Source organism: Pseudomonas sp. TE3910 (assembly GCF_056279025.1).
This window is the reverse complement of record NZ_JBWBQN010000001.1, coordinates 1,487,462-1,507,917: the sequence shown is the minus strand read 5'-3', so window position 1 is coordinate 1,507,917 and position 20,456 is coordinate 1,487,462. Positions and strand designations below refer to the sequence as shown.

Annotated in this window: 20 protein-coding genes and 1 pseudogene; 6 read left to right on the top strand and 15 right to left on the bottom strand. The window is 58.7% G+C overall.

The window, feature by feature from the left end; translation table 11 throughout:
* Positions 1-15: 15 nt before the first annotated feature.
* Both ACZ9H3_RS06615 and ACZ9H3_RS06610 read left to right on the top strand, forming a co-directional pair.
* Positions 16-1,554 carry a cryptochrome/photolyase family protein gene (locus tag ACZ9H3_RS06615; RefSeq protein ID WP_476220146.1) on the top strand — a complete coding sequence of 513 codons (1,539 nt, stop codon included), beginning with the start codon at positions 16-18 and terminating at the stop codon, positions 1,552-1,554.
* Positions 1,551-1,697: a DUF2256 domain-containing protein gene (locus ACZ9H3_RS06610; protein ID WP_330523824.1), complete on the top strand. Its 147-nt coding sequence runs from the start codon at positions 1,551-1,553 to the stop codon at positions 1,695-1,697. The genes ACZ9H3_RS06615 and ACZ9H3_RS06610 overlap by 4 nt, the downstream gene beginning before the upstream one ends.
* 50 nt (positions 1,698-1,747) lie before the next feature.
* On the opposite strand, the gene folE is transcribed toward ACZ9H3_RS06610, so the two are convergent.
* The 10 genes from folE to ACZ9H3_RS06560 form a co-directional block, all read right to left on the bottom strand.
* Positions 1,748-2,308: a GTP cyclohydrolase I FolE gene (gene folE, locus ACZ9H3_RS06605; RefSeq protein ID WP_102051961.1), complete on the bottom strand. Its 561-nt coding sequence runs from the start codon at positions 2,306-2,308 to the stop codon at positions 1,748-1,750.
* Complete coding sequence (locus ACZ9H3_RS06600; RefSeq protein ID WP_330523823.1) at positions 2,305-2,784, bottom strand: thiol-disulfide oxidoreductase DCC family protein; 480 nt, start codon at positions 2,782-2,784, stop codon at positions 2,305-2,307. Before ACZ9H3_RS06600 ends, folE begins: the two co-directional genes overlap by 4 nt.
* Positions 2,785-2,931: 147 nt before the next feature.
* On the bottom strand, positions 2,932-3,315 hold the full coding sequence (locus ACZ9H3_RS06595; protein ID WP_330523822.1) for a VOC family protein: 384 nt from the start codon (positions 3,313-3,315) through the stop codon (positions 2,932-2,934).
* Between the two features lie 180 nt (positions 3,316-3,495).
* Positions 3,496-4,623 carry an FAD-binding oxidoreductase gene (locus ACZ9H3_RS06590; RefSeq protein WP_476220145.1) on the bottom strand — a complete coding sequence of 376 codons (1,128 nt, stop codon included), beginning with the start codon at positions 4,621-4,623 and terminating at the stop codon, positions 3,496-3,498.
* A gap of 1 nt (position 4,624) precedes the next feature.
* A complete protein-coding gene (locus ACZ9H3_RS06585) occupies positions 4,625-5,698 on the bottom strand; it encodes an aromatic ring-hydroxylating dioxygenase subunit alpha (protein ID WP_330523820.1) in 1,074 nt (357 codons plus the stop codon).
* A 202-nt stretch (positions 5,699-5,900) separates the two neighbouring features.
* A complete protein-coding gene (locus ACZ9H3_RS06580) occupies positions 5,901-7,022 on the bottom strand; it encodes a DUF2817 domain-containing protein (protein ID WP_476220144.1) in 1,122 nt (373 codons plus the stop codon).
* Positions 7,023-7,095: 73 nt separating this feature from the next.
* Positions 7,096-7,863 (bottom strand): ABC transporter ATP-binding protein, encoded by a 768-nt coding sequence (locus ACZ9H3_RS06575; protein ID WP_330523818.1) that lies wholly within the window; start codon positions 7,861-7,863, stop codon positions 7,096-7,098.
* Between the two features lie 30 nt (positions 7,864-7,893).
* The gene (locus ACZ9H3_RS06570) at positions 7,894-8,607 is read right to left on the bottom strand and encodes an ABC transporter permease (protein ID WP_065759652.1); all 714 of its coding nucleotides are present in this window, start codon (positions 8,605-8,607) and stop codon (positions 7,894-7,896) included.
* On the bottom strand, positions 8,604-9,293 hold the full coding sequence (locus ACZ9H3_RS06565) for an ABC transporter permease (RefSeq protein ID WP_065759651.1): 690 nt from the start codon (positions 9,291-9,293) through the stop codon (positions 8,604-8,606). The genes ACZ9H3_RS06570 and ACZ9H3_RS06565 overlap by 4 nt, the downstream gene beginning before the upstream one ends.
* Before the next feature lie 132 nt (positions 9,294-9,425).
* Complete coding sequence (locus ACZ9H3_RS06560) at positions 9,426-10,196, bottom strand: ABC transporter substrate-binding protein (RefSeq protein ID WP_099775215.1); 771 nt, start codon at positions 10,194-10,196, stop codon at positions 9,426-9,428.
* 466 nt (positions 10,197-10,662) lie between these two features.
* Between ACZ9H3_RS06560 and ACZ9H3_RS06555 the strand changes: the two genes are divergently transcribed.
* Positions 10,663-11,604 carry a LysR substrate-binding domain-containing protein gene (locus ACZ9H3_RS06555; protein WP_330523817.1) on the top strand — a complete coding sequence of 314 codons (942 nt, stop codon included), beginning with the start codon at positions 10,663-10,665 and terminating at the stop codon, positions 11,602-11,604.
* Between the two features lie 26 nt (positions 11,605-11,630).
* On the opposite strand, the gene ACZ9H3_RS06550 is transcribed toward ACZ9H3_RS06555, so the two are convergent.
* Together ACZ9H3_RS06550 and ACZ9H3_RS06545 are read right to left on the bottom strand one after the other, a co-directional pair.
* On the bottom strand, positions 11,631-11,849 hold the full coding sequence (locus ACZ9H3_RS06550; protein WP_099775213.1) for a hypothetical protein: 219 nt from the start codon (positions 11,847-11,849) through the stop codon (positions 11,631-11,633).
* Between the two features lie 317 nt (positions 11,850-12,166).
* The gene (locus ACZ9H3_RS06545) at positions 12,167-13,498 is read right to left on the bottom strand and encodes an OprD family porin (protein ID WP_099775212.1); all 1,332 of its coding nucleotides are present in this window, start codon (positions 13,496-13,498) and stop codon (positions 12,167-12,169) included.
* A 451-nt stretch (positions 13,499-13,949) separates the two neighbouring features.
* Here ACZ9H3_RS06545 and ACZ9H3_RS06540 point away from each other — a divergent pair, with 451 nt between their 5' ends.
* Both ACZ9H3_RS06540 and ACZ9H3_RS06535 read left to right on the top strand, forming a co-directional pair.
* Positions 13,950-14,843, top strand: coding sequence for a methyl-accepting chemotaxis protein (locus tag ACZ9H3_RS06540; RefSeq protein WP_476220142.1), 894 nt, complete (start codon positions 13,950-13,952; stop codon positions 14,841-14,843).
* An 81-nt stretch (positions 14,844-14,924) separates the two neighbouring features.
* Positions 14,925-15,218 (top strand): hypothetical protein, encoded by a 294-nt coding sequence (locus tag ACZ9H3_RS06535; RefSeq protein WP_102051952.1) that lies wholly within the window; start codon positions 14,925-14,927, stop codon positions 15,216-15,218.
* A gap of 123 nt (positions 15,219-15,341) precedes the next feature.
* On the opposite strand, the gene ACZ9H3_RS06530 is transcribed toward ACZ9H3_RS06535, so the two are convergent.
* A complete protein-coding gene (locus tag ACZ9H3_RS06530; protein WP_371917192.1) occupies positions 15,342-16,205 on the bottom strand; it encodes a methyl-accepting chemotaxis protein in 864 nt (287 codons plus the stop codon).
* Positions 16,206-16,436: pseudogene (locus ACZ9H3_RS06525) on the bottom strand (HAMP domain-containing protein); the annotation flags it as partial.
* A gap of 1,001 nt (positions 16,437-17,437) precedes the next feature.
* On the opposite strand from ACZ9H3_RS06525, the gene ACZ9H3_RS06520 reads away from it, so the two are divergent.
* Positions 17,438-19,603: a methyl-accepting chemotaxis protein gene (locus ACZ9H3_RS06520; protein ID WP_476220140.1), complete on the top strand. Its 2,166-nt coding sequence runs from the start codon at positions 17,438-17,440 to the stop codon at positions 19,601-19,603.
* Here ACZ9H3_RS06520 and ACZ9H3_RS06515 read toward each other — a convergent pair.
* On the bottom strand, positions 19,600-20,409 hold the full coding sequence (locus ACZ9H3_RS06515) for an IclR family transcriptional regulator (RefSeq protein WP_102051945.1): 810 nt from the start codon (positions 20,407-20,409) through the stop codon (positions 19,600-19,602). The two genes, ACZ9H3_RS06520 and ACZ9H3_RS06515, sit on opposite strands and share 4 nt — an antisense overlap.
* Positions 20,410-20,456: the final 47 nt, after the last annotated feature.

Here is a 20,456-nt window from a genome sequence, read left to right as displayed (position 1 = left end):
AGCGGACGCTGCAGTATGAACGGTACTCGACGGCTGTGCCTGGTTCTGGGCGATCAATTGTCCTTCGACCTGCCTTCACTGCAAGGGCTGGATACCGAACGCGATACGGTGCTGTTTGCCGAGGTGATGGAGGAGGCCCGCCACGTGCCTCATCATCCGCAAAAAATCGTGCTGGTTTTCAGCGCCATGCGCCACTTTGCCGAGGCGCTGCGCCAACGTGGTTTCCGTGTGCAGTACGTCGCTCTGGATGATCCGGATAATACGGGCTCACTGCCGGGGGAATTGCGCCGCTGGCATGGGCTATTGCAGCCAGAAGCGCTGCACCTGACCGAGTGTGGCGACTGGCGTCTTGAGCATTCGCTCACGTGCAGTGGCCTGCCTATCCACTGGCATGTTGATAGCCGTTTCCTGTGTAGTCGCGCCGAATTCGCTTCCTGGGCCAAAGGCAAAAAGCAGGTGCGCATGGAGTTTTTCTATCGCGAGATGCGGCGCAAGAGCGGGCTGCTCATCAATGGCGATGGCAGCCCGGTCGGAGGGGCCTGGAACTTTGATGCAGACAACCGCAAGGCGCTGCCCAAGCACCAGCGGGCTCCATTGCCCGCGCGCTTTACCGTGGATGCAATGACCCGTGAGGTGATTGCGCTGGTGGCCGAGCACTTCACTGACCACTACGGTTCGCTGGAAGCCTTTGACTATCCCGTGACACATGCCGATGCGCAGGCATTGTGGGACTACTTTCTGGATTTTGGCCTGGCGGCCTTTGGCGATTATCAAGATGCCATGGCCCAGGATGAGCCGTTTCTGTTTCATGCCCGTATCAGCGCTGCGCTCAACATCGGCCTGCTGGATGTGCGTCAGGTGTGCGCGGATGTAGAGGCGGCCTACTGGTCTGGCAGGATCCCGTTGAATGCTGCCGAAGGGTTTATCCGCCAATTGATTGGTTGGCGTGAGTATGTGCGCGGTATCTACTGGCTGCAGATGCCCACCTATGCCAGCCTTGATTTTTTCGGCAACAGCAGGCAACTGCCAGTGTTCTACTGGACGGGCGACACGCGGATGAACTGTATGCGCCAGGTCATCGGCCAGACATTGGAGCACGCCTACGCCCATCATATTCAGCGGCTGATGGTGACCGGCAACTTTGCCCTGTTAGCGGGCATCGTGCCGAGCCAGGTGTGCGACTGGTATTTGTCCGTCTATATGGACGCCTTCGACTGGGTCGAGCTGCCCAATACCCTGGGCATGGTCATGCATGCCGATGGTGGCTATCTGGGCTCGAAGCCTTACTGTGCCAGCGGACAGTACATCAAGCGCATGTCGGACTACTGCAGTGGCTGTGTGTACAACGTCAGTGAAAGTACAACGGACACTGCCTGCCCTTTCAATGCGCTCTATTGGCACTTTCTGATGCGTCACCGTGACCTGCTGCAGCGCAATCAACGCCTTGCCATGGTGTATAAAAACCTCGCACGCATGTCGGAGGACAAGCAGCAGGCGCTCTGGCAGCGTGGCGAGGCGTTACTGGCCATGCTGGATGCCGGTGAGGCGTTGTGAAAAAGAGCGACCTTCCAGCCAAAACCTGCGTGGTCTGCGGGCTGCCGTTTGTCTGGCGTAAAAAGTGGGCGCGCTGTTGGGATGAGGTGCGCTACTGCTCAGAGCGTTGTCGGCGGCATAGGCGCTGCACGGTCGAGCGGTAGGGGCGGTGCAGGTGACGTCGGTGTAACGCCGTCTTGCACCGGTCCTGGCATCAGCTGCGCCGCCCAATCAGTTGCAGGAACTCGTGACGCGTGGTGCACGACTCGCGGAAGGCTCCCAGCATCACGGATGAGGTCATTACCGAGTTTTGCTTCTCCACACCGCGCATCATCATGCACATGTGCTTGGCTTCGATGACCACGGCCACACCCGCGGCATCGGTGACGCGCTGGATGGCGTCGGCAATTTGTTTTGTGAGGTTTTCCTGTATCTGCAGGCGACGGGCGAACATATCGACCACGCGGGCAACCTTCGACAGCCCTAACACTCGCCCGGTAGGGATGTAGGCCACATGCGCCTTGCCGATGAAGGGCAGCATGTGGTGCTCGCACAATGAGTACAGTTCGATGTCACGTACGACGACCATCTCATCGTTGTCCGACTCGAACAGGGCACCATTAACCACTTCCTCCAGGTTCAGGGTGTAGCCATTGCACAGGTACTGCATTGCTTTGGCGGCGCGTTTGGGGGTGTCCAGTAACCCTTCACGTTCAGGATTCTCGCCGACGCCGGAGAGAATTTCACGGTAGTGCTCGGCTAATGACAGGTTCATTTTGACTCCTTGCAGCCATGTGTTGTTTGAAGGGTATGCGGGTTGCCTGGCGCGGATGCCGACTTCGGCAGCGTACAGTGGTTGTCACGACAGCGACGGCTGCCATCGGGATGAGGTAACCAGGCCAAATGGGGGCGTAAGTGGCAGAACAGGCGATAGCCGATGGCAAACAGTGGCCGCAGGGGGCGCCAAGTCAGTGGTGCGGCCCACGCACCCAGGCCTGCTGCTCGCCAGCTCCAGAGGGTGGCGTCCAGGCCCGTAACCCATTGACCATTGGCAAAGCGCGCATGCAGGACTGATTGCATGCGCTCAAGGGTGAAACCCAGTGCAGGCGCATCGAAGTCGTCGCTGCTGATATCAACCAGTAGCAGCCGGGCGTCTGTAGCACGTCGGCGCAGGAGCTTGATTTCCCGAGCGCAGAGCGGGCAGTCACCGTCGAAGTAAAGCGTCAGGGGCCATTGCTCTATCTTGTACACGACTAATAGCCTTGTATAGGTTTTGTATAAGATAGGTCGAAAAATGCGGCGTTACAATGGCTTTGTTTTTTGCCGTCACATCAATCGTCATGGCCCATAACGAAAAATGCCCGAAGCAGTGCTTCGGGCATTTGATACGGCTGTTGATCAAGCCGGTTTGAAGCAGTAAACGGCTAGTTTGTTGCCATCGAGATCACGGACATAGGCGGCGTAGGCATTGGGTGCCCAATTGCGCGGGCCCGGCTTGCCTTCGTCTTGACCGCCGGATGCCAGGGCGGCCGCATGGAAGGCGTCGATCGCTGCACGACTCGGTGCTTCAAAGCTGATGGTGACGCCGTTGCCGACGGTGGCTGGCTTGCCGTCGGCGGGTTTCAGGACGAAAAAGGCCGGGGAATTTTCGCCCCAGATCGAGCCATTGTCGCCCAGGTCGGCGATACGCTTGAGGCCTAGTTCACCCAGTGCCTTGTCGTAAAAGCCGCGGGCTTTGTTCAGGTCGTTCGTGCCAACGGTGACGTGTGTGAAGATGCTCATCTTTGGGTTCTCTTGGGTTTGTACAATAGGGTCAGGGGCGTGCGGGGCCAGGGGAGTGCTTCCCCAAGGGGTTGTCGCCAAGCTTGCTGGTTCGCGCTCCATCATGCACGCGTGATATCGCCGATGCACTCGAAAGCGTAGCCCACGCGATTCTCCGCCAACCAGTGGTGGGTGTTGATCCTACGCGCGCAGTTCTATGGTCAGTGCACTCGTTGGGCGTGTGCAGCAGAGCAGGATGTTGCCGTTGATGGGGGCATCCAGCGGTTCTTCGAAGTACTCGACAGTACCTTCCCTGAGGCCGACCTGGCAGCTGTTGCACAGGCCTGCCCGGCAGTTGAACGAGGGCGTCAGGCCGGCCTGCTCGGCGAGGTCAAGCAGTGAGTGACAGCCCTGTTGCCAGTCCACGCGGGTGCCAGATGGCAAAAAATGCACAGTCAAGGCGTTGTCTGTCGCTGTGGGTGGGCTGCTGATGGCTGGCGTCACGGACGCTGGGGCTCGCTCCTGATCGTTCTCAAGAACCGTTGCCGGGCCGAAAAACTCATAGTGAATACGCTGGCGGTCGATTCCCAGGTCGCGCAGCAGGCGCCAGTTCGCCTGCATGAACGGTGGTGGACCGCACAGGTAGACCTCGTAGTCGTCCAATGGCAGTAGCGCTTGCAGGGTTTCCCGGTTGATCAGGCCCTGGCTGTGGTACGCCGGGTTGGCCTGATCGTCGACGCTCGGGCTGCGGTAGCAGAAATGCACATTGATCCCGGGGCGCCGATCGGCCAACTGGCGTACTTCATCACGGAACGCATGTACGGCACCGTTCTCGCAGGCATGGATAAAGTGCACGGTGCGGGTTGAATGGCGGCTTAGCTGATGGAGCATGCTCAGCATGGGGGTCAGGCCCACGCCACCGCTTAACAGCACGACGGGGCGTGTGCTTTTTTCGTCGAGGACGAACTCGCCGGCAGGCCCGGCGACCTCGAGCAGATCGCCGACCTGCACCTGATCGTGCAGGTAGTTGGAGCCTTGCCCGGGTGGCAGTTGTGGTTGGTCTGCGGGTGCGGGCTCGCGCTTGACGGATATGCGCAGGTGCGACAGGTCGTTACGGTCGCCTGAGAGGCTGTAGTTGCGCAGCAGTGTGGCGCCGTTGCCCGTGGGCAGGCGAACCACCAGGAATTGCCCCGGCACGAAGGGCGGGCACGCGCCATGATCTGCCGCCAGCACGAACGAGGTAATGACCGCACTTTCCTGTTTCTTTTCGATCACCCGCAAGGCCCTGAAGCCTTGCGCGCTGAGTGTCGTCTTCGGTTGAGTGCTCATCTCACGCCTCCGTCTTGTCGTGCTCGGCCTGCGCTTGGCTGCGGGCGATCAGGCCATTACGTTGTTCGATGGCGATCAACTGCTCCAGGTTGCGGCGAAAGCGCAGCGGGCCTGAGTCGGAGGCCAGGTCGATGTTGGGGCTGCGCTTGTTGGCCATGCCTTGATGGACGGCGCTGAGCACGACACGGTCTTCGGCGAAGGCGTGACGCACGTCTTCATCGAACTGTCGGGAGACGTCCTGGTTCTCGGGGTCGAAATTGCGTACCTGGAACCAGTAGTAACGGGTGTTCTCCTCGTCGATGGGGGTCATGAAGTTGTAGGAGTTCATCAGGAACACCTGCTCGTGCAGTTCGCCCTCGTCGCTGCCCGTGCCGGCCGGGGTGAATATCGCCTTGATAACGGCCTGGGCGGGGTAGTGCACTTCGTAGTGCTGTTTGCGGTCGCAGTTGCCAGTGAACTTGACGAACTTGGCGTAGAAAGGCGCCACTTCCACATCGCGCATCCAACGCGAAACGATCACGCCGGTATCGGTTACCCGCGTTTGCAGGGGCTCTTGGGCGCACGCTGCATTGCCAAAGGACGACTGATGTACCCAGGCGACATGGGAAGGGTCGAGCAGGTTATCGGTCACGTACAGGTAGTTGCACGGCACGACCATACTGTCGCCACGGTTGAGCCCCCATGCCGGATCACCCCATTCCGGGACTTCACAGATCTTCGCTTCGTCGGCCAGTTCGGGATCGCCCATCCAGATCCAGATCAGGCCGTAGCGCATGGCAAGGGGGTAGCTGCGAACCTTGGCACCCTGAGGGATGTGTCGGCTGCCGGGGGCACGGACACAGCTGCCGGAACAGTCGAAGGTCAGGCCGTGGTAGCCGCACTCGATGTCATCGCCCTGGCGACGCCCCATGGACAACGGCAGCTTGCGGTGGGGGCAGGCGTCTTCAAGGGCCACCGGGGTGCCGTCGGTCTTGCGGTAAAGCAGCACAGGCTCACTGAGCAGGGTGACGGGGTACAGTGCTTCGCCCAACTCGGCTTCACTGGCGGCTACGTACCAAGCGTTGCGCAAAAACATGGGGTCTCTCCTTATTGTTCTGGTTTTCACCCTGTGCGGCAGGGCGAGGCTTTCGGCGAAGCCAGAATACGAGGCACTGATAAGCTCAGAATAGATACTTAAAACTGTTTATTGATTTAGAAAAACTAAATCGTTTTTTGCAGGCAAACCAAAGCGACGCTACGTAGAGCGTCGCTTTGTACAAGGGTGTCAGGCGCTGTGTTTAGCGACGGGCGGCGGGGTGAATCTTGGGTAACGCACTCAAGGCTCGTTCCCAGATATGCTGGGTGCGCAGCCAGACGACGGCGTGCCAGTCAGGGTCCGCCGGGTAGAACTGCTCGACCAGTTCCCGTTTGATGTGCGCCGCGACCTTATCGTCCAGGTCGCCATGCAGGTGCAGCCACTGGTCGTTGCGCAACACGGTGTGAACCTGCTCGCCCGGGTAGGTGCCGCATTCAATGACAAATGGCATCAGGTGTACGTGGGGCAGGGCATTGAGAATCGCCTGTGAGGTGTAGCCGGTTGCTGTTGCCGCTACGCCGGTGTCGCTATGGCTGTCGGCTCCGGTCATCAACGTGTACAGCCACGGGCCATAGAGGGTCTGGGCATCGTGCAGTGCCGGGTAGGCAGACTGGGCAATGGTCATCAGCATCGGGTGCCCGTAGTCGCCGGCTCCGGTGTGCAGGTCAAAGCACATGGCAACCTCGCTGTGCGCCAGATGGGTTTGCAAGATCGTGTGCAGGGTGGTGTTCGACCACGCGGGAGACTGGCCGCCATAGAACAGGCCATCGGGATGACGGTACTGGCCGGCCTCGACAATCGACATCACGGTTGACCAGCCTTCGGCGCGAATTCGCTGGTTGAGCAGCGCGTCAGCCTGCTCCCGTAGCGGACCGTGCAGTTGGGCGCAGGTGTAGATGGGGTGCAACGTTTCGTAGGCCTGGTTGTCTGGTAGTGCCTGAGAGAAGTCCAGTTGGTTGCGATTGAGATCGATGTTGTCTTCGTTGACCCGACGCATCCAGGCGGTGCCCCAAGGGTTGATCAGGTGGATCATCAGTACCGCGACATCCGCAGGCAGGGGCGCGTTGCCGAGTGCGTGCAACCATTTGATCTGGCAGTCGGAGCCATAGAACCCTTCAACGCCGTGAGTGCCGCTGAGCGCAACCAGCACCCGTTTGGCCTGGGGATCACCGAGCAGGGCAACGTCGGTGCTCAGCGTCTCGCCAAAGGGGCCGCGCAAGGGGTGGCGGTATTCGCTCAGGCATGCGCCGGCAGCGTTGGCCGCCGCTAGAAACTGTTCACGTTGCTGGGCGAAACCGGGATGTTTGGGGAAACCTGCGAGCATGGTGGCCTCGTATCGATAGGCCGGCCCCGGGCATCCAGAGGTTGCCCGGTGGCCAGCAGGGGAATGTGCCGACTTACTTCAAGCGCCCGGAGAGGAACTGAGTAAGGCGTTCGCTTTTCGGATGGTTCAATACCTCGCCGGGTGGGCCTTCTTCTTCAACGCGGCCCTGGTGCAGGAACATGACATGGTTGGAGACGTTGCGGGCAAAGCCCATTTCATGGGTGACCACGACCATGGTGCGGCCTTCCTCGGCCAAGGCCTGCATCACTTTCAGGACTTCGCCGACCAGTTCCGGGTCCAGGGCGGAGGTCGGCTCGTCGAACAGCATCACCTCCGGTTCCATTGCCAGTGCCCGTGCGATGGCCACGCGTTGTTGCTGCCCGCCAGAGAGGTGCGAGGGGTATTTGCTTGCCACGCTTGCATCCAGCCCGACCTTGTTCAGGTAGTGGCGTGCCCGCTGCTCGGCGTCCTTGCGCTTCACGCCGAGGACGTGGACCGGCGCTTCGACGATGTTCTCCAGCACCGTCATGTGTTGCCACAGGTTGAAATGCTGGAACACCATCGACAGTTTGGTACGGATTTTCTGCAACTGGCGAGGGTCGGCAATCTGCATGGCTCCGTTGATATCCAGCTTGGTGCGGATCTCTTCGTTGTTTACGGCAATACGTCCGCTGCACGGTTGTTCAAGGAAGTTGATGCAGCGCAGAAAGGTGCTTTTGCCTGACCCGCTCGAGCCAATGATGCTGATGACATCGCCCGCTTTGGCGCTGAGCGATACCCCTTTGAGGACTTCATGGGAGCCGTATTTTTTATGCAGTTCATCTACGTTCAGCTTGTACATGTTCGATGCTCTCTTATTACTTACGGCGGGTCAGTGAGTCTGTGGCTTCAAGAAGGCTAGCCAGCGCATTTCGCAACGTCGGAACAGCCAGACCAGGGCAAACACCATCAGGGCATACAGCACGGCTGCAATGCCGAATGCCTCGAACGAGGAGTAGGTTTCCGAGTTCACGTCGCGGGCAATCTTGAGCAGGTCGGGCACAGTGGCGGTGAACGCCAGGGTGGTGGAGTGCAGCATCAGGATCACTTCATTGCTGTAGTACGGCAGTGCGCGTCGCAGTGCCGAAGGCAGAATGATCCGACGGTACAGGGTGAACGGCGACATGCCATAGGCCCGCCCGGCTTCGATCTCGCCATATGGGGTGGCACGAATGGCGCCCGCGAATATTTCCGTGGTGTAGGCGCAGGTATTGAGGGCAAAGGCCAGCAAGGTGCAGTTGATCCCTTCGCGGAAGAAGGCATCCAGCACCGGCTGCTCGCGGACCATCTGCAGGCTGTAGATACCGGAGTAGAGAATCAGCAGCTGGATGTACAGCGGCGTTCCTCGAAACACATAGGTGTAGAACCAGACCGGCCCACGGATGAGAGGGTTTCTCGACACCCGTGCCACAGACAAGGGCACCGAGAGGAGGCCGCCGAGGGCAATGGCAACGACCAGCAGCCACAGGGTCATGGCGACGCCAGAGAGCTGATAACCATCGAACCAGAGGTAGGCTTTCCAGTAGTCCTTCATGATCTCGGTCATAGTGCGGCTCCCTTGACGCCGATGTTGTAGCGGCGCTCCAGCCATAGCAGCAGGCCGTTCGAGACGGTGGTGATGGCAAGGTAGATCAGTGCACCGATGATGCTGAAGAAGAACAGTTGCATTGAGTTCTTGCCGGCATCCTGTGTCACTTTGACGATATCGATCAGGCCGATGATCGAGACCAGGGCGGTCGCCTTGATCAGTACCTGCCAGTTGTTGCCGATGCCCGGCAATGCAAACCGCATCATTTGTGGAAACAACACCCGGATAAAGATCTGCCGACGGCTCATGCCATAGGCAACGGCTGCTTCCAGTTGACCGGCAGGTACGGACTGGAATGCACCGCGAAAGGTCTCGGTAAAGTAGGCACCATAGATGAAGCCCAGGGTGATAACGCCGGCAACGAACGGGTTGATATCGATCTGCTCGACCTGCATCCATTCCGTGAAGTTGTTCAGCCAGATTTGCAGGCTGTAGAACAACAGCAACATGATGACCAGGTCAGGGACACTGCGGATCAAGGTGGTATAGCCGGTTGCCAGGTTACGTAACAGCCGCTGTTTGGACAGCTTTGCCGAGGCACCGGCCAGGCCGATCGTCACGGCTACCAGCATTGAGAGCAATGCCAGTTGGATGGTCGCAAAGGTACCGTCGAGAATGAGCGAACCATAGCCCTGTAAAAGCATGTTCTGTCTCTCCGTAGGCAATGGGGGGCCGTGGGCCGTCCATTGCGAGGCTTGAGTGTTCGGGGAGGGGCTGTGTACCTACAGCGCGCTCAAGCGCTGGATAGCAGGCGATTGAGCGCGTTGTAGCTGTCTTCAGTTATAGATGTCGAAGCTGAAGTACTTCTTCTGAATGGTGTCGTAGGTACCGTTCTTGTGCATTTCTGCCAGTGCGCCGTTGATGGCCTCGATCAGCTCATGGTCATCCTTGCGCAGGCCGATTGCGATCCCTTCGCCCAGCAGTTCGTCGTGCTTGACGGCATCGCCGGCGAACGCAAAACCGGTGTTCCTCGGTGTTTGCAGAAAGCCGATATCGGCCACGGCCGCATCGGTCAGGCTGGCATCGATCCGCCCGCTGACCAGGTCTGGATACAGCACGTCCTGGTTCTGGTACGAGACCATGATCACCCCGTGTGGTGCCCACATGGCCTTGACGAAGGCTTCCTGGGTGGTGCCTTGTGCAACCCCGACACGTTTACCCTTGAGCGATTCGACCGTTGGCAGCAGTCCGCTGTCCTTTTTCGCGATCAGGCGATTGGGCGAGTTGTAGAGGCGATCGGAGAAGGCGACATTCTGTTTGCGTTTCTCGTTGACCGTCATGGCCGACAGCACGCCGTCGAACTTCTTCGCCCTGAGCGCAGGAATGATGCTGTCGAATGCCGTTTCGACCCAGACACATTTGGCCTTGAGCTGAGCGCAAATGGCGTTGCCCAGATCAATGTCGAAGCCAACCAGCTCGCCGTCAGCGTTTTTCGACTCAAAAGGCGCAAACGTCGGGTCTACGCCAAAGCGAATAACGCTCAGGTCCTTGGCGAGGACGCCGGTGGAAGCCAGTGCAAGGACAGTGGCAAGGACAAATTTTCTCATTGTTGTTTTCCTTTGTCTGTTACAGGGGGCGGAGGGTACGTGGCTAAAGCACAGATACATCATGATATGCATGTACTTGTATATACATGAATAGCAATATGCAGGCCAAACTGCGCCCGCGCAGGTGCAAGGCTCTGTTCCAAGGGGTTTGAGCGCTGGAGGGTAATCCGAGGGGTGGGGCGGTGCGCGGTTTCGTTACGCATTGTTACGTCGGGCTTTTTTTTGTTCCCGTTGGAACACGTTGAAGCCCGTGGGGTATCCCATCGGTTAGGCGAGTAACGCGCGACGCTCTGGGTAGTGCGTATAGACATGGTGCTCTCCTTGTTTTTGCTTTTTTGTTAGGGGAAGGGGAGGCAGTGCCAAGGCCAGCATACGAGAGTCTGAATTTGCGAAAAGATGCTGAAAGCTGTTGCTTTGTATAGCTGGGCTAAAGTATCAAGCCGTCAGCACCTTTTAGGAGAGACTGATGAACAGCTTGCCTTCTCTGCGCGCCTTACAGGTTTTTGAAGCAGTCGGGCGCTACGGTGGCATTATCGAGGCCGCCAGGCGTCTGGGGATTTCTGCCGGTGCGGTCAGCCAGCAAATGAAACTGCTGGAAGATAGCCTGGGTTTGAGCCTGACCTTCAAGGTGGGCAAGCGTATCCGGTTGACCGCGGCGGGGCAGCGTTACCATGAGAGCTGTGCGTCGGCATTCGAAAGCCTGCGCATTGCCCAGGTAGAGGTCGAGCGCTCGAAAAATGCCAGCAACCTGCGCATCAGCGCCCTGCCGTCGTTGCTGTCCGAGTGGCTGGCACCCCTTATTTACGCGTGGCAGAGCGATCACCCGGGGCTCAACCTGTTTCTCGACGGCAGCCATGCCGAGCCCTCGCCTGATGGCTACGAAGTCGACTTCCGGCTCACGTACGGTGACCTTGAGTCGACCGAAAATGCCATTGAGTTATTTCGCGATTGTGTCGTTCCGGTGTGTAGCCCCGGCCTGATTCAAGATGATCGGCCACTGGATACCCCGGCCGATCTGTTGGCCTACCCGTTATTGTCGATTGACTGGCTACCAAAGTTCGCTTCGCCGCCGTCATGGCGCGACTGGTTTATGGCTCAGGCGGTCGATTGCTCGTCGTTGCGTGACGGCTACCGTGTTTACTCATTGTCATCAATGGCGATTCAGGCCGCATTGTCGGGGCAGGGCGTAGTACTGGCTCAATGTTCGATGATCGCCGGTGCGCTGGCGGACGGGCGCTTGATCATGCCCTTTGCACACGCATTGCCGATGCCCTCATCGTATTTGCTGGTGGGTGCCAAGGGCGCATTCGACAATGCCCACTGCCGTGACTTCCATCGTTGGCTGGTAGCGCGAGGACGGGAGCAAATGTTCATTAACCAACAGTTGCTGGCCGGTTCCGCTCCATAAACCGAGGTGGCGTTGCTTCGGTGCTGCTACGCCTTGAAACACGTATCAAGCCAATGATCCAGCTCACTGACGGTGTAATGGGTCCACTCGGTGATTTGCTCCAATCGCATCGCAACGCGAAGCCTGTTTTCGTTGGTCAGGGCGTAGCCGCGTGTCCGCAGGAACTGATCGACGTAGTCCTCAATGTCCAGTATTTCGTTGTCAGCAGACAGCACCGCCTGCATTTTTTCAAAGTGCTGCCGCATTGCGCCACTGTCCCAACTCAATCTGCTCACCCTGCTCAGTATGGAGGTATTTAATCATCTCTCCCTTACAGTGTAGGCGTGTGTCAAATTTATGGCAAAAAAATAGAGTTGTTGCTCGCTATGCTGGGTTGTTGACGCTGATCAGTTTAGCGAACAGGAGTGATCGATATCTTGTACGTTTGTGCCCGGTAATTTGCGATTGAGCACCGATTCCATAGAGTTTTGCGAGGTTCTGTGGCGCGCGATGGTAGCGGCGGTTTTATCCAGCTGTATGGGGTTCCCAGCGTGGAAAAAACCACCGCGTTACGGTGCAGCCGTTACAGGATCGAGATCGGGTAGTCGATGATCAGGCGCATTTCATTGTTGTCGCTCTCGGCCTGGTCGGCGTTGGCATAGTGGAACGACTGACGCAGGCGGAACGACAGGTCTTTGACCGGCCCGCTCTGGATGGTGTACTTGGCTTCCACATCGGTTTCGTGGTGCTTGCCGTTGTCACCATAGCCATAGGCACGGTAGGCGCTGTCTGCCGCCATGTGCGAGCCGTCGATGTTGTCACCGTTGATGTAACGGGCCATGAAGCTCAGGCCGGGCACGCCAAGGGTGTCCATTTTCAGGTCGTAGCGTACTTGCCATGAGCGCTCGCCAGGGCCGTTGAAGTCCGAATACTGGACCGAGTTGGCGAGGAAGATCGAGTCACCAGCAGCCCCCCCTCCGTTATCGCCAAACCCGACATAGTCAAATGGGGTATCGCCATCGACTTTCTGAAAGGCCAAGGTAACGGTGTGGGCGGTGAGGAAGGTGTAGGCCGCCGAGGCCGACCAGGTGGTGTTGTTGATCGAGCCGGCCTTGGCACTGCCTTCATCCAGTGTGCGGTAGAGGCTGAAGTCCAGTGCCACGGACTGGCTGCTGGAGATCGGCAACTGATAGTTCAAGTCACCATAGTACTGGCGCCATATATCCTTGAACTGCGAGGCGTACAGCATCAGGCCGAGGTTGTCGTTCAGTGCATAGCGTCCGCCGAGGTAATCGACATCGCTGGTCTCGACGTTGGCATAGGTGGCCCACAGGCCGCCGCTGGAACTGGTGGTGGCATTGGAGGTGCCGGCGTAGAAATGTCCGGCTTCCAGATCAAGGTTCTGGATCTCGCTGCTCATCAGCGAGAAGCCGGTGGCAGTCTGCGGCAACAGTCGGGTACCACCTGCGGCGAACACAGGGGCGGTGGGTTGCATCTGGCCAAACTTCAGCTCGGTCTTGGAGACGCGCATCTTGAGCGCGCCACCGGCGCGGCCGAACTCGTCTTCAGGGCTGCCGTCGCGGTTAACCGGCAGGTTGCCGGTTCCGGTCTGGCCTGAGCTGCCGTCAAGTTTGATCCCCCAGTAGCCGAAGGCATCGACACCAAAACCGACGGTGCCCTGGGTGTAGCCGGAGCTGAAGTTGGCCATGAACCCCTGGGTCCAGTCGCGGCGTGTGTCACTGCCGTTCTTGCCATCGCGATCGAAGTACATGTTGCGTAGCAGCACCTTGAGGCTGCTGTCTTCGACAATGCCTTTGGCTTCGGCCTGGTCGCTAACGAAGGGTGCTGCGTTGGCCAGTGGTACCAGCCCACCGGACACGGCCAATAGCAGTACGCCATTTTTCAGGTGATTCATCTTTCGGTCGCCCCTCTGCACAAAATGTCTGACAGACACTCGGTTTGAGATTGTTATGAATGGTCTTGTGGAAATGGCAGACAAGTACGCCGCGTTTGGCCCTGGAAGGCGCGTTGGCGTTGAAACATTGTTCTTCTTTTCGTCCGTGTGCACGGATCTTCCGGCATCTTGCCGAAAATGAACGTTTTCTGAATACCGAGGTTTTGTAAAAGACTATTCCCTGTTGAGTAACAGTCCGTCATGACGATGATACTTTTCAGGTATGGCGCCAGACCCACCTAATATTGGACTGCCACTACTTGCAGCCTCTATCGTGGGATAAAGAACAATAAGAGCGCCCTATGATTTCGATACCTTCTTCCCGATGGACGCTTGACGGGGTTCCACCTGCGCTATCGGTAACGTCATCTGCCTGTTTCACACCCTGCAGTGCCCACTCAAACCGCTGGTCATGGAGTCGGTCACGATGAGTCGTGGATTTCTGGCCGGTATCCTGCAACTGACAGGTGTGGTGATCGCAACGGCGTTAATGGTGTCAGAGGTGCCGCAGGCTGCCCTTGGCAGCGTGGCGTTACTGTGCTTTTTGTGTGCAGGGCTGCTGTATCACTTTCGCCCGGCGACGGTGATTGAGGTGCCGGTTGAATGCATGCCGAGCGGTGTGGCAGCGGTTGTGCCTGAGCCTGCGCCTGTGGTTTCGACAACCGAAGTAATTGCCCCCTTGTGGAGCGACGGCAGGCTGCAGAAGACGCTGAAAAAGCTTGATGACGCCATCATCCAGACCGAGGCCGACATGCAGTTCGCCGACCAGCTGGCGCGTGCTGCTGGTGCGCATGTGCGTTCAAGTGCCGAGAGTATCCAGGCGTCCTCGCACATCCTCTGTGAGCTCGACACGTCGATGAGCACGATCGCCCATACCTTTAATGAACTGGGTGCGCAGTCTGTGCGCATTGGCGCGTTGGTCGGCAGCATTCAGGATATCGCTCGGCAAACCAACCTGCTGGCACTGAACGCGGCGATCGAGGCCGCACGTGCGGGTGACCATGGACGCGGTTTTGCGGTGGTAGCCGATGAGGTTCGGAACCTGTCTCGTCGTGTCGCGGACTCCAGCGCCCAGATTCAAACCATTGCAGGCGAACTGCAACAATCGGCGGGTGACGCCCGAGCCGGAATTGAGGGGCTTGGTGCTTCAACACGTTCAGGCATGGAGCAAGCCAGCGTCGCGTTGCGCGCCATGGACGAGATACGCGGCGCCGCAGAGCAACGCATGCAGATCGTCGAACGGGTCATGGTGGGCTTGAGTGGGCAGCGGCAACTGTCCGGGGCAGCCCAGAGTTTGATCGAGTAAGCCGACCTTGCCGTCATGCGGATGCCGTGGGCTAGTCTGTTCATAGACGTCACGGCATAGCGCCGGTCCGAGGAGGCAACCATGAAGCGAGTACTGTTGAGCCTTGCCCTGTTCGCGATGGTCGGGTTCGTGAAAGCCGAAATTCCATTGGTGGATGCCACCTGCCCAGGGGGTATTGATGTTCACGCTGATGAAGGCGGGCCGATCTACATCAATGGCGAAGAGGGCAAACTGAAGACGTTGAATGAAAATAGCTATGAAGCCACTGGCCAAGGTATCACCATCTCGTTGAGCATCGACCGCGATGGCACACCTTCAGTCTCGTACAGCAGCAAGGACGGGGCGAAAGGGGTCTGCGAGCTGACAGAAGATTGAGGCGGCCAGATTGACCTTGACTGCACACAGGGTGGGCGACCGGGCACTGTTGCGCTCGGCGATCACCCTGTGCCAACGAGCCACTTGACGTCATTCATGTAGCCGCATCGGTGGCGCCTAGGGCTAGGTATCAAACCTGGCGACCACCGCACTCAACTCTGCCGCCAGACGCGACAGTTCATTGCTCGCCGCGTTGGTTTGCGAAGCCCCCGCCGCTGACTGCATTGACAGGTTACGAATGTTCAACAGGTTGCTATCGACCTCCCGGGCCACCTGCGATTGTTCCTGCGCAGCGCTGGCGATCACCAGGTTGCGTTCATTGATTTCGCCAATCGCCGTGTAGATGGATTCCAGCACTTCGCCGCACGCCTGGGTGATGGACAGGTTGGCCTGAGCTTTCTCGGTGCTTGAGCGCATTGACTGTACGGCAGTCTCGGTGCCGCTTTGCACGTTGCTGATCATCTGCTCGATCTCGCGTGTCGACTCCTGGGTGCGATAGGCGAGGGTACGGACTTCATCGGCTACCACTGCAAAGCCCCGCCCGGCTTCACCCGCCCGTGCGGCTTCGATTGCCGCGTTGAGTGCGAGCAGGTTGGTTTGCTCGGAGATACTGCGAATCACGTCCAGTACCTTGCCAATCTCCAGAATCTGGCCCGCAAGCTTTTGGATGTGCCCGGCGCTTTGCCTGATGTCGTCGGCCATGGCCTGGGTGCCGTCGATTGTGCCTCGTACCTGCTGTCGGCTTTGGGCGGAGAGACTATTGGAGTGGGTGGCGGCCTCGGAGGTCGATACCGCATTGCGGGCGACTTCTTCCACTGCGGTCGTCATTTCGGTCACGGCGGTAGCGGCTTGCTCCAGTTCGTGGTCCTGCTGCTGCAAACCTCGGTTGGTTTCTTCGGTGACGGCATTGAGTTGTGTCGCGGCGGCGGCGAGTTGCGCTGCCGAGGTGCTGATCTGAATGATGGTGTGGCGCTGGCTCTCCTGCATGCGCTGCAGTTCGCTGAACAACAGGCCGATCTCGTTCTGGCTGTCGACCTCAATGGGTTCGCGCAGGTTGCCATTGGCAATACGTTTGAAATGCTGGCCTGCACGCTCCAGCGGGCTCAAGACGCGGCCTGCGATAAACACCCAACAAAGCACCGCGAGCAGCACGGTCAGGGCCACCAGTACCCCGGCGGTGATCTGCGCGTGCTTGAGTTTCACACTGGCCTCGGCCATCAGCGCCTCACTGCGGCTGTTCAGCGACTGCATCATGCTTGTGCGCTGTTCCTGCAGTTTGCCCATGGCTGTTGAAGCCTCTGCGTTGACACGGAAATAACCCGCCAGATCATTTGCCCGGGCCGCTGTGCGCTGCCCCTCGATGGCCTTGCCGTACTCGCTGAACGAGGCTTCAAGCTGCAGGCCCAGGGCCCTGTCCGCGGGGGTTAACAGGGTGGACGAAAAATTGTCGATCTTTTCCAGGGCGGAACGCCAGATATCCTCCGAGCGGCCGAGCCGGGCTTTGGCAGCGTCCTTTTGTCCGCCGATGTCTTCAATGAACGCTGAGGACACGTTGGCACTTGCACGGATGGCCAGCAGCAAGGCGTTGTTGAGCCTGTCGGCCTGCAGCGCAGTACTGTGCAGCTCTCTGATATGGGCGTCGCTTCGTTCGGCTGCTCGCCACGCGTTGACAGTAGAGAACAGCAGCGCCAGAACAAACAGCAGCAGTACCCAGCACATCCCGGTACGGATTTTAAGATGACGAAACATGGCGATCGCTCCAAAGATCGAAGGAATTTCAGCGGATGCTTCGGCCATCCCGGGCGGGAAGTGGCGCGTCTGGATTGTTGTTATCAGAGTGATCCGCTGCTTCTGTATCTCTGGGCGGGCTGTTGATCTTGAGCGTGTAAAACGGGATTTGTGCGATTATCGAACGCTGATGGCGTCGACTCGCCTCTCTCAGGATTTCATATGCCCCGTGAGTGAGCGCGGAGCGCTTTACGCACCGTTTTGATGCGCGAAGGGCCTCCCTTGGCGCTGCGCGTTGGGTGCCGGGTGAGGGCTATTGGCTATTATTTTTTTCGGAAAATTACGCTGTAAATTCTATATTTTTTGGAGGATATGCACGGATAGATGCCATAAATCGACAGTTTTCTTTAGGTTGGATCGTTAGCATGCTTTCAACATGGCGTGGTAATTGCTTCCAGGTTCGATGCCCAATGTCGCAGCTGGAGAAGTGAATGTCGCTATCAAGCAATTCCATGCAGTTATCCTCCGCCGAAAAACGCTGGTTGCCCTGGTTTGGCAAGACCGGAAAACTGGCCATGAAGTGGTCTTGCCGTCTCAATCGATCGGCTTACCCGGTGATTGAGCAGACATTCGAAGCCATCGCCGAAACCCGGGTGAAGCTGCTGCAGAACTGGGCGCGGGAGCAGTGGGACCATTTGGCTGAACTGGCGGCTACCTTGAGCCGCGACGGTGGCCAGCCTGGCCCGGGCCTGTTGCTGGAGAAGCTGGCCCAGGCTGAAGACTTTTCCGAACTGTTTGTCGTCGACCCCAGTGGTGCGGTGATTGCCTCGACCTGGAATGGCCATGCCGGGCGGTCTCCGTGCAATGCCAAGGCCCTTGCCGCCGGGTTGCAGGCAGCGTTCCTGCACGGCCCCTACAGCGACCCACTGACGTTGCAGATTGGCCCTTCATCGTCGCGTTTTCATGACGAAGTCACGCTGATGTTCTATCAACCCCTGAAGGTCGACGGCAAAGTACTCGGCTGCCTCTGTGGACGGGTTCCGAACGATGTATTGGGTGATTTGATCCAGCGTGAGGCCGGGCACATTTTTGCCGAGTCAGGGGACAACTACCTGTTCATGGTGCAGTCGCGCTTCGATCCGGCAATCCAGCCGGGGGTCGCCTTGTCACGCTCGCGCTTCGAAGACGGTACCTTTACCCACGGCGAAAACCTCAAGAGCGGCGTGCATACGCCCTGGAAGACTGTTCAGGTGCAGCGTCACACTGAACTGGAACTGCGCTTCACTGATCCGTCGACCCAGGAGCTGCACCCTGGTGTGCGCGAAACCATCCGCACCGGCGCCAATCTGTTTGTCGCCTATCCCGGCTACTCCGACTACCGGCACATTCCGGTGGTCGGCAAGGGCGTTACCTTCCAGTTGCCCGGTTCACCGGACCGTTGGGGGATGATGTGCGAGGCTGACCTGGAAGAAGTCTACCGCCGCCGCTCGCTGAGTTACGGGCTGATGAAGCCTTACCTGGCAACCATGGCAGGCCTGTTTGGCTGCAACTACCTGATCCAGCATTACAGCGGTCTTTCCCAGGGCCTGATTGACCTCTGCGAGATGTCGAGCATGTTGGCTGCGGCGTTGTTGTTCCGTTCATTGGGCCCTAGGCGCCTGGCGGCACGCCTGAATGAAATGACCGGCGTCATCAGAACCATCGCCGAAGGCGAGGGCAACCTGCGCCAGCGCCTCGACTCGTCGCGCATGGCCAACGATGAGACCGGTGACATGGGGCGCTGGATCAACAGTTTCATCGACCATCTGGACGCCGTCGTCGGGCAGGTGATCAAGGCCAGCCACAGTGTCGGCAAGACCAATCAGCTGATGCTGGGGCGTAGCCAGGCGGCCAGTCTCACCTCTGAAGAAGTTGCCCAGGCGGTGCACAGCATGATGATCATCGTCGAAGACCAGTTGGGCGAGATCCAGCAGGCTTCGGCCAGTGCCGAGCAGATGAAACAGGCCATGGATGAAGTGGTCACCCGCGCCCGAGAGCAGTTTCTGGCGGTTCAGAAGGGCACTCAGTCGATTCGCAATGTCGTCGAGCGCTCGTCCTCCAGCGTCCAGTTGCTCGACAGCCGCATGGGTGAGATTGGCACCATCACCGGACTGATCAGCGATATCACCAACCAGACCAACCTATTGGCGCTGAACGCGGCGATCGAGGCGGCGCGCGCCGGTGAGCATGGCCGCGGATTTGCCGTGGTCGCCGATGAAGTTCGCACCTTGGCGTCACGTACCTCGAAGGCAGCCGACGATATCCGGCAGATGGTCGAAGGGCTGCAACGCGAAACGCAGCAGGCGGTTGGTTTTATGGAGGATGGGGTCAAGGATGTCGACAACAGCCTGCGCCTGGCTGAAGAGGCGTCTTCGGAAAACGTGCAACTGCACCAGGCCGTGGAAAACATGTTCGCGATCATTCAGCAACTGAATCAGCGCAGCCTGGACTACGGCAAGACCATCAAGCAGGTCGATCAGTCGTCTGCGCAAATGCGCCAGACCGTCACCGTGCTGCAGACCAGCGCGGAAACCGTCAGGCTCGATGCCAACAAGCTGCAGAAGCTGGTAGGGCTGTTTGAGGTAAGTAGCAATGCCCGGCAACGGGATGCGGCCTAGAGTGTGCCCGTTGTGCTGATACCTTGCGGGGTGTTTGTCTTGCGATAGCCGAGCTCTTCGCTGATCTTCAGTGCGCAGTGCATCAGCAACTCGGTAAAGCGTGCCTGCGTGCCGGCCGGGTCCATGATCGCATCGGGGCCGGACAGGTTGATTGCTGCGCTGATACGCCCGGTGTGATCGCGTACGCCGGTGGCGATAGCCGTCGAATAGTCCGAGCGATGGACGACCCATTGCCGCTCGCGGTCCACGGCTGTGAGCTGCTCCAGTTCCGGCAGGGTGCGCGGCGCTGGTGCCGGGTAGTCATCAAGGCGCACATGCTGGTACAGCAGGCGCAGTTGCGCGGTGCTCAGGTCGCTTAGCAGCACGCGACCCATCGCGGTGCAATGGCAGGCGATACGTGTGCCAATCGGGATGTTCACTGATAAGCGTTGGGCGGCAAAGGCTCGGTAGAGGTACAGGCTGTCGGTGCCTTCCCGGGTGCTCAAGTGGCATGAAAGGGACGTGCTGTCACGCAGTGCATTGAGGTGCGGCATGGCGATTTCGACAATGTCGCGGCTGGCCAGGTAGCTGAAACCCGTGGAGATGACCTGGGCGCCCAGTTCATAGTGATTGTTGTATTTTTTCAGGTAGCCCATGTCGGTTAGCGTATAGAGAATGCGGTAGATCGCCGAATTGCTTACGCCAAGCTGTTCGGCAATGTCGTTGATACCCAGCGAGCGGGTGTGAGCGTCGAACAACCCCAGCACACTGAGCCCACGTTGCAGCGCTGGTACGCTGTAGTCGGTTTCCTTTTCAAGGCTTGGCATCATCAGCTCCAGTGGTGTTGCGCGTCGGGTAGCCGGGTCGGCCAGCG

Excerpts from the sequence above, each read along its gene's own strand:
- ACZ9H3_RS06555 (WP_330523817.1), top strand. The coding sequence starts at position 10,663 with ATGAACAGCTTGCCTTCTCTGCGCGCCTTACAGGTTTTTGAAGCAGTC.
- folE (WP_102051961.1), bottom strand. The coding sequence starts at position 2,308 with ATGAACCTGTCATTAGCCGAGCACTACCGTGAAATTCTCTCCGGCGTC.
- ACZ9H3_RS06560 (WP_099775215.1), bottom strand. The coding sequence starts at position 10,196 with ATGAGAAAATTTGTCCTTGCCACTGTCCTTGCACTGGCTTCCACCGGC.
- ACZ9H3_RS06545 (WP_099775212.1), bottom strand. The coding sequence starts at position 13,498 with ATGAATCACCTGAAAAATGGCGTACTGCTATTGGCCGTGTCCGGTGGG.
- ACZ9H3_RS06550 (WP_099775213.1), bottom strand. The coding sequence starts at position 11,849 with ATGCGGCAGCACTTTGAAAAAATGCAGGCGGTGCTGTCTGCTGACAAC.
- ACZ9H3_RS06590 (WP_476220145.1), bottom strand. The coding sequence starts at position 4,623 with ATGAGCACTCAACCGAAGACGACACTCAGCGCGCAAGGCTTCAGGGCC.
- ACZ9H3_RS06515 (WP_102051945.1), bottom strand. The coding sequence starts at position 20,409 with ATGCCAAGCCTTGAAAAGGAAACCGACTACAGCGTACCAGCGCTGCAA.
- ACZ9H3_RS06565 (WP_065759651.1), bottom strand. The coding sequence starts at position 9,293 with ATGCTTTTACAGGGCTATGGTTCGCTCATTCTCGACGGTACCTTTGCG.
- ACZ9H3_RS06520 (WP_476220140.1), top strand. The coding sequence starts at position 17,438 with ATGTCGCTATCAAGCAATTCCATGCAGTTATCCTCCGCCGAAAAACGC.
- ACZ9H3_RS06530 (WP_371917192.1), bottom strand. The coding sequence starts at position 16,205 with ATGCAGGAGAGCCAGCGCCACACCATCATTCAGATCAGCACCTCGGCA.
- ACZ9H3_RS06595 (WP_330523822.1), bottom strand. The coding sequence starts at position 3,315 with ATGAGCATCTTCACACACGTCACCGTTGGCACGAACGACCTGAACAAA.
- ACZ9H3_RS06535 (WP_102051952.1), top strand. The coding sequence starts at position 14,925 with ATGAAGCGAGTACTGTTGAGCCTTGCCCTGTTCGCGATGGTCGGGTTC.
- ACZ9H3_RS06540 (WP_476220142.1), top strand. The coding sequence starts at position 13,950 with ATGGAGTCGGTCACGATGAGTCGTGGATTTCTGGCCGGTATCCTGCAA.
- ACZ9H3_RS06575 (WP_330523818.1), bottom strand. The coding sequence starts at position 7,863 with ATGTACAAGCTGAACGTAGATGAACTGCATAAAAAATACGGCTCCCAT.
- ACZ9H3_RS06585 (WP_330523820.1), bottom strand. The coding sequence starts at position 5,698 with ATGTTTTTGCGCAACGCTTGGTACGTAGCCGCCAGTGAAGCCGAGTTG.
- ACZ9H3_RS06580 (WP_476220144.1), bottom strand. The coding sequence starts at position 7,022 with ATGCTCGCAGGTTTCCCCAAACATCCCGGTTTCGCCCAGCAACGTGAA.
- ACZ9H3_RS06615 (WP_476220146.1), top strand. The coding sequence starts at position 16 with ATGAACGGTACTCGACGGCTGTGCCTGGTTCTGGGCGATCAATTGTCC.
- ACZ9H3_RS06570 (WP_065759652.1), bottom strand. The coding sequence starts at position 8,607 with ATGACCGAGATCATGAAGGACTACTGGAAAGCCTACCTCTGGTTCGAT.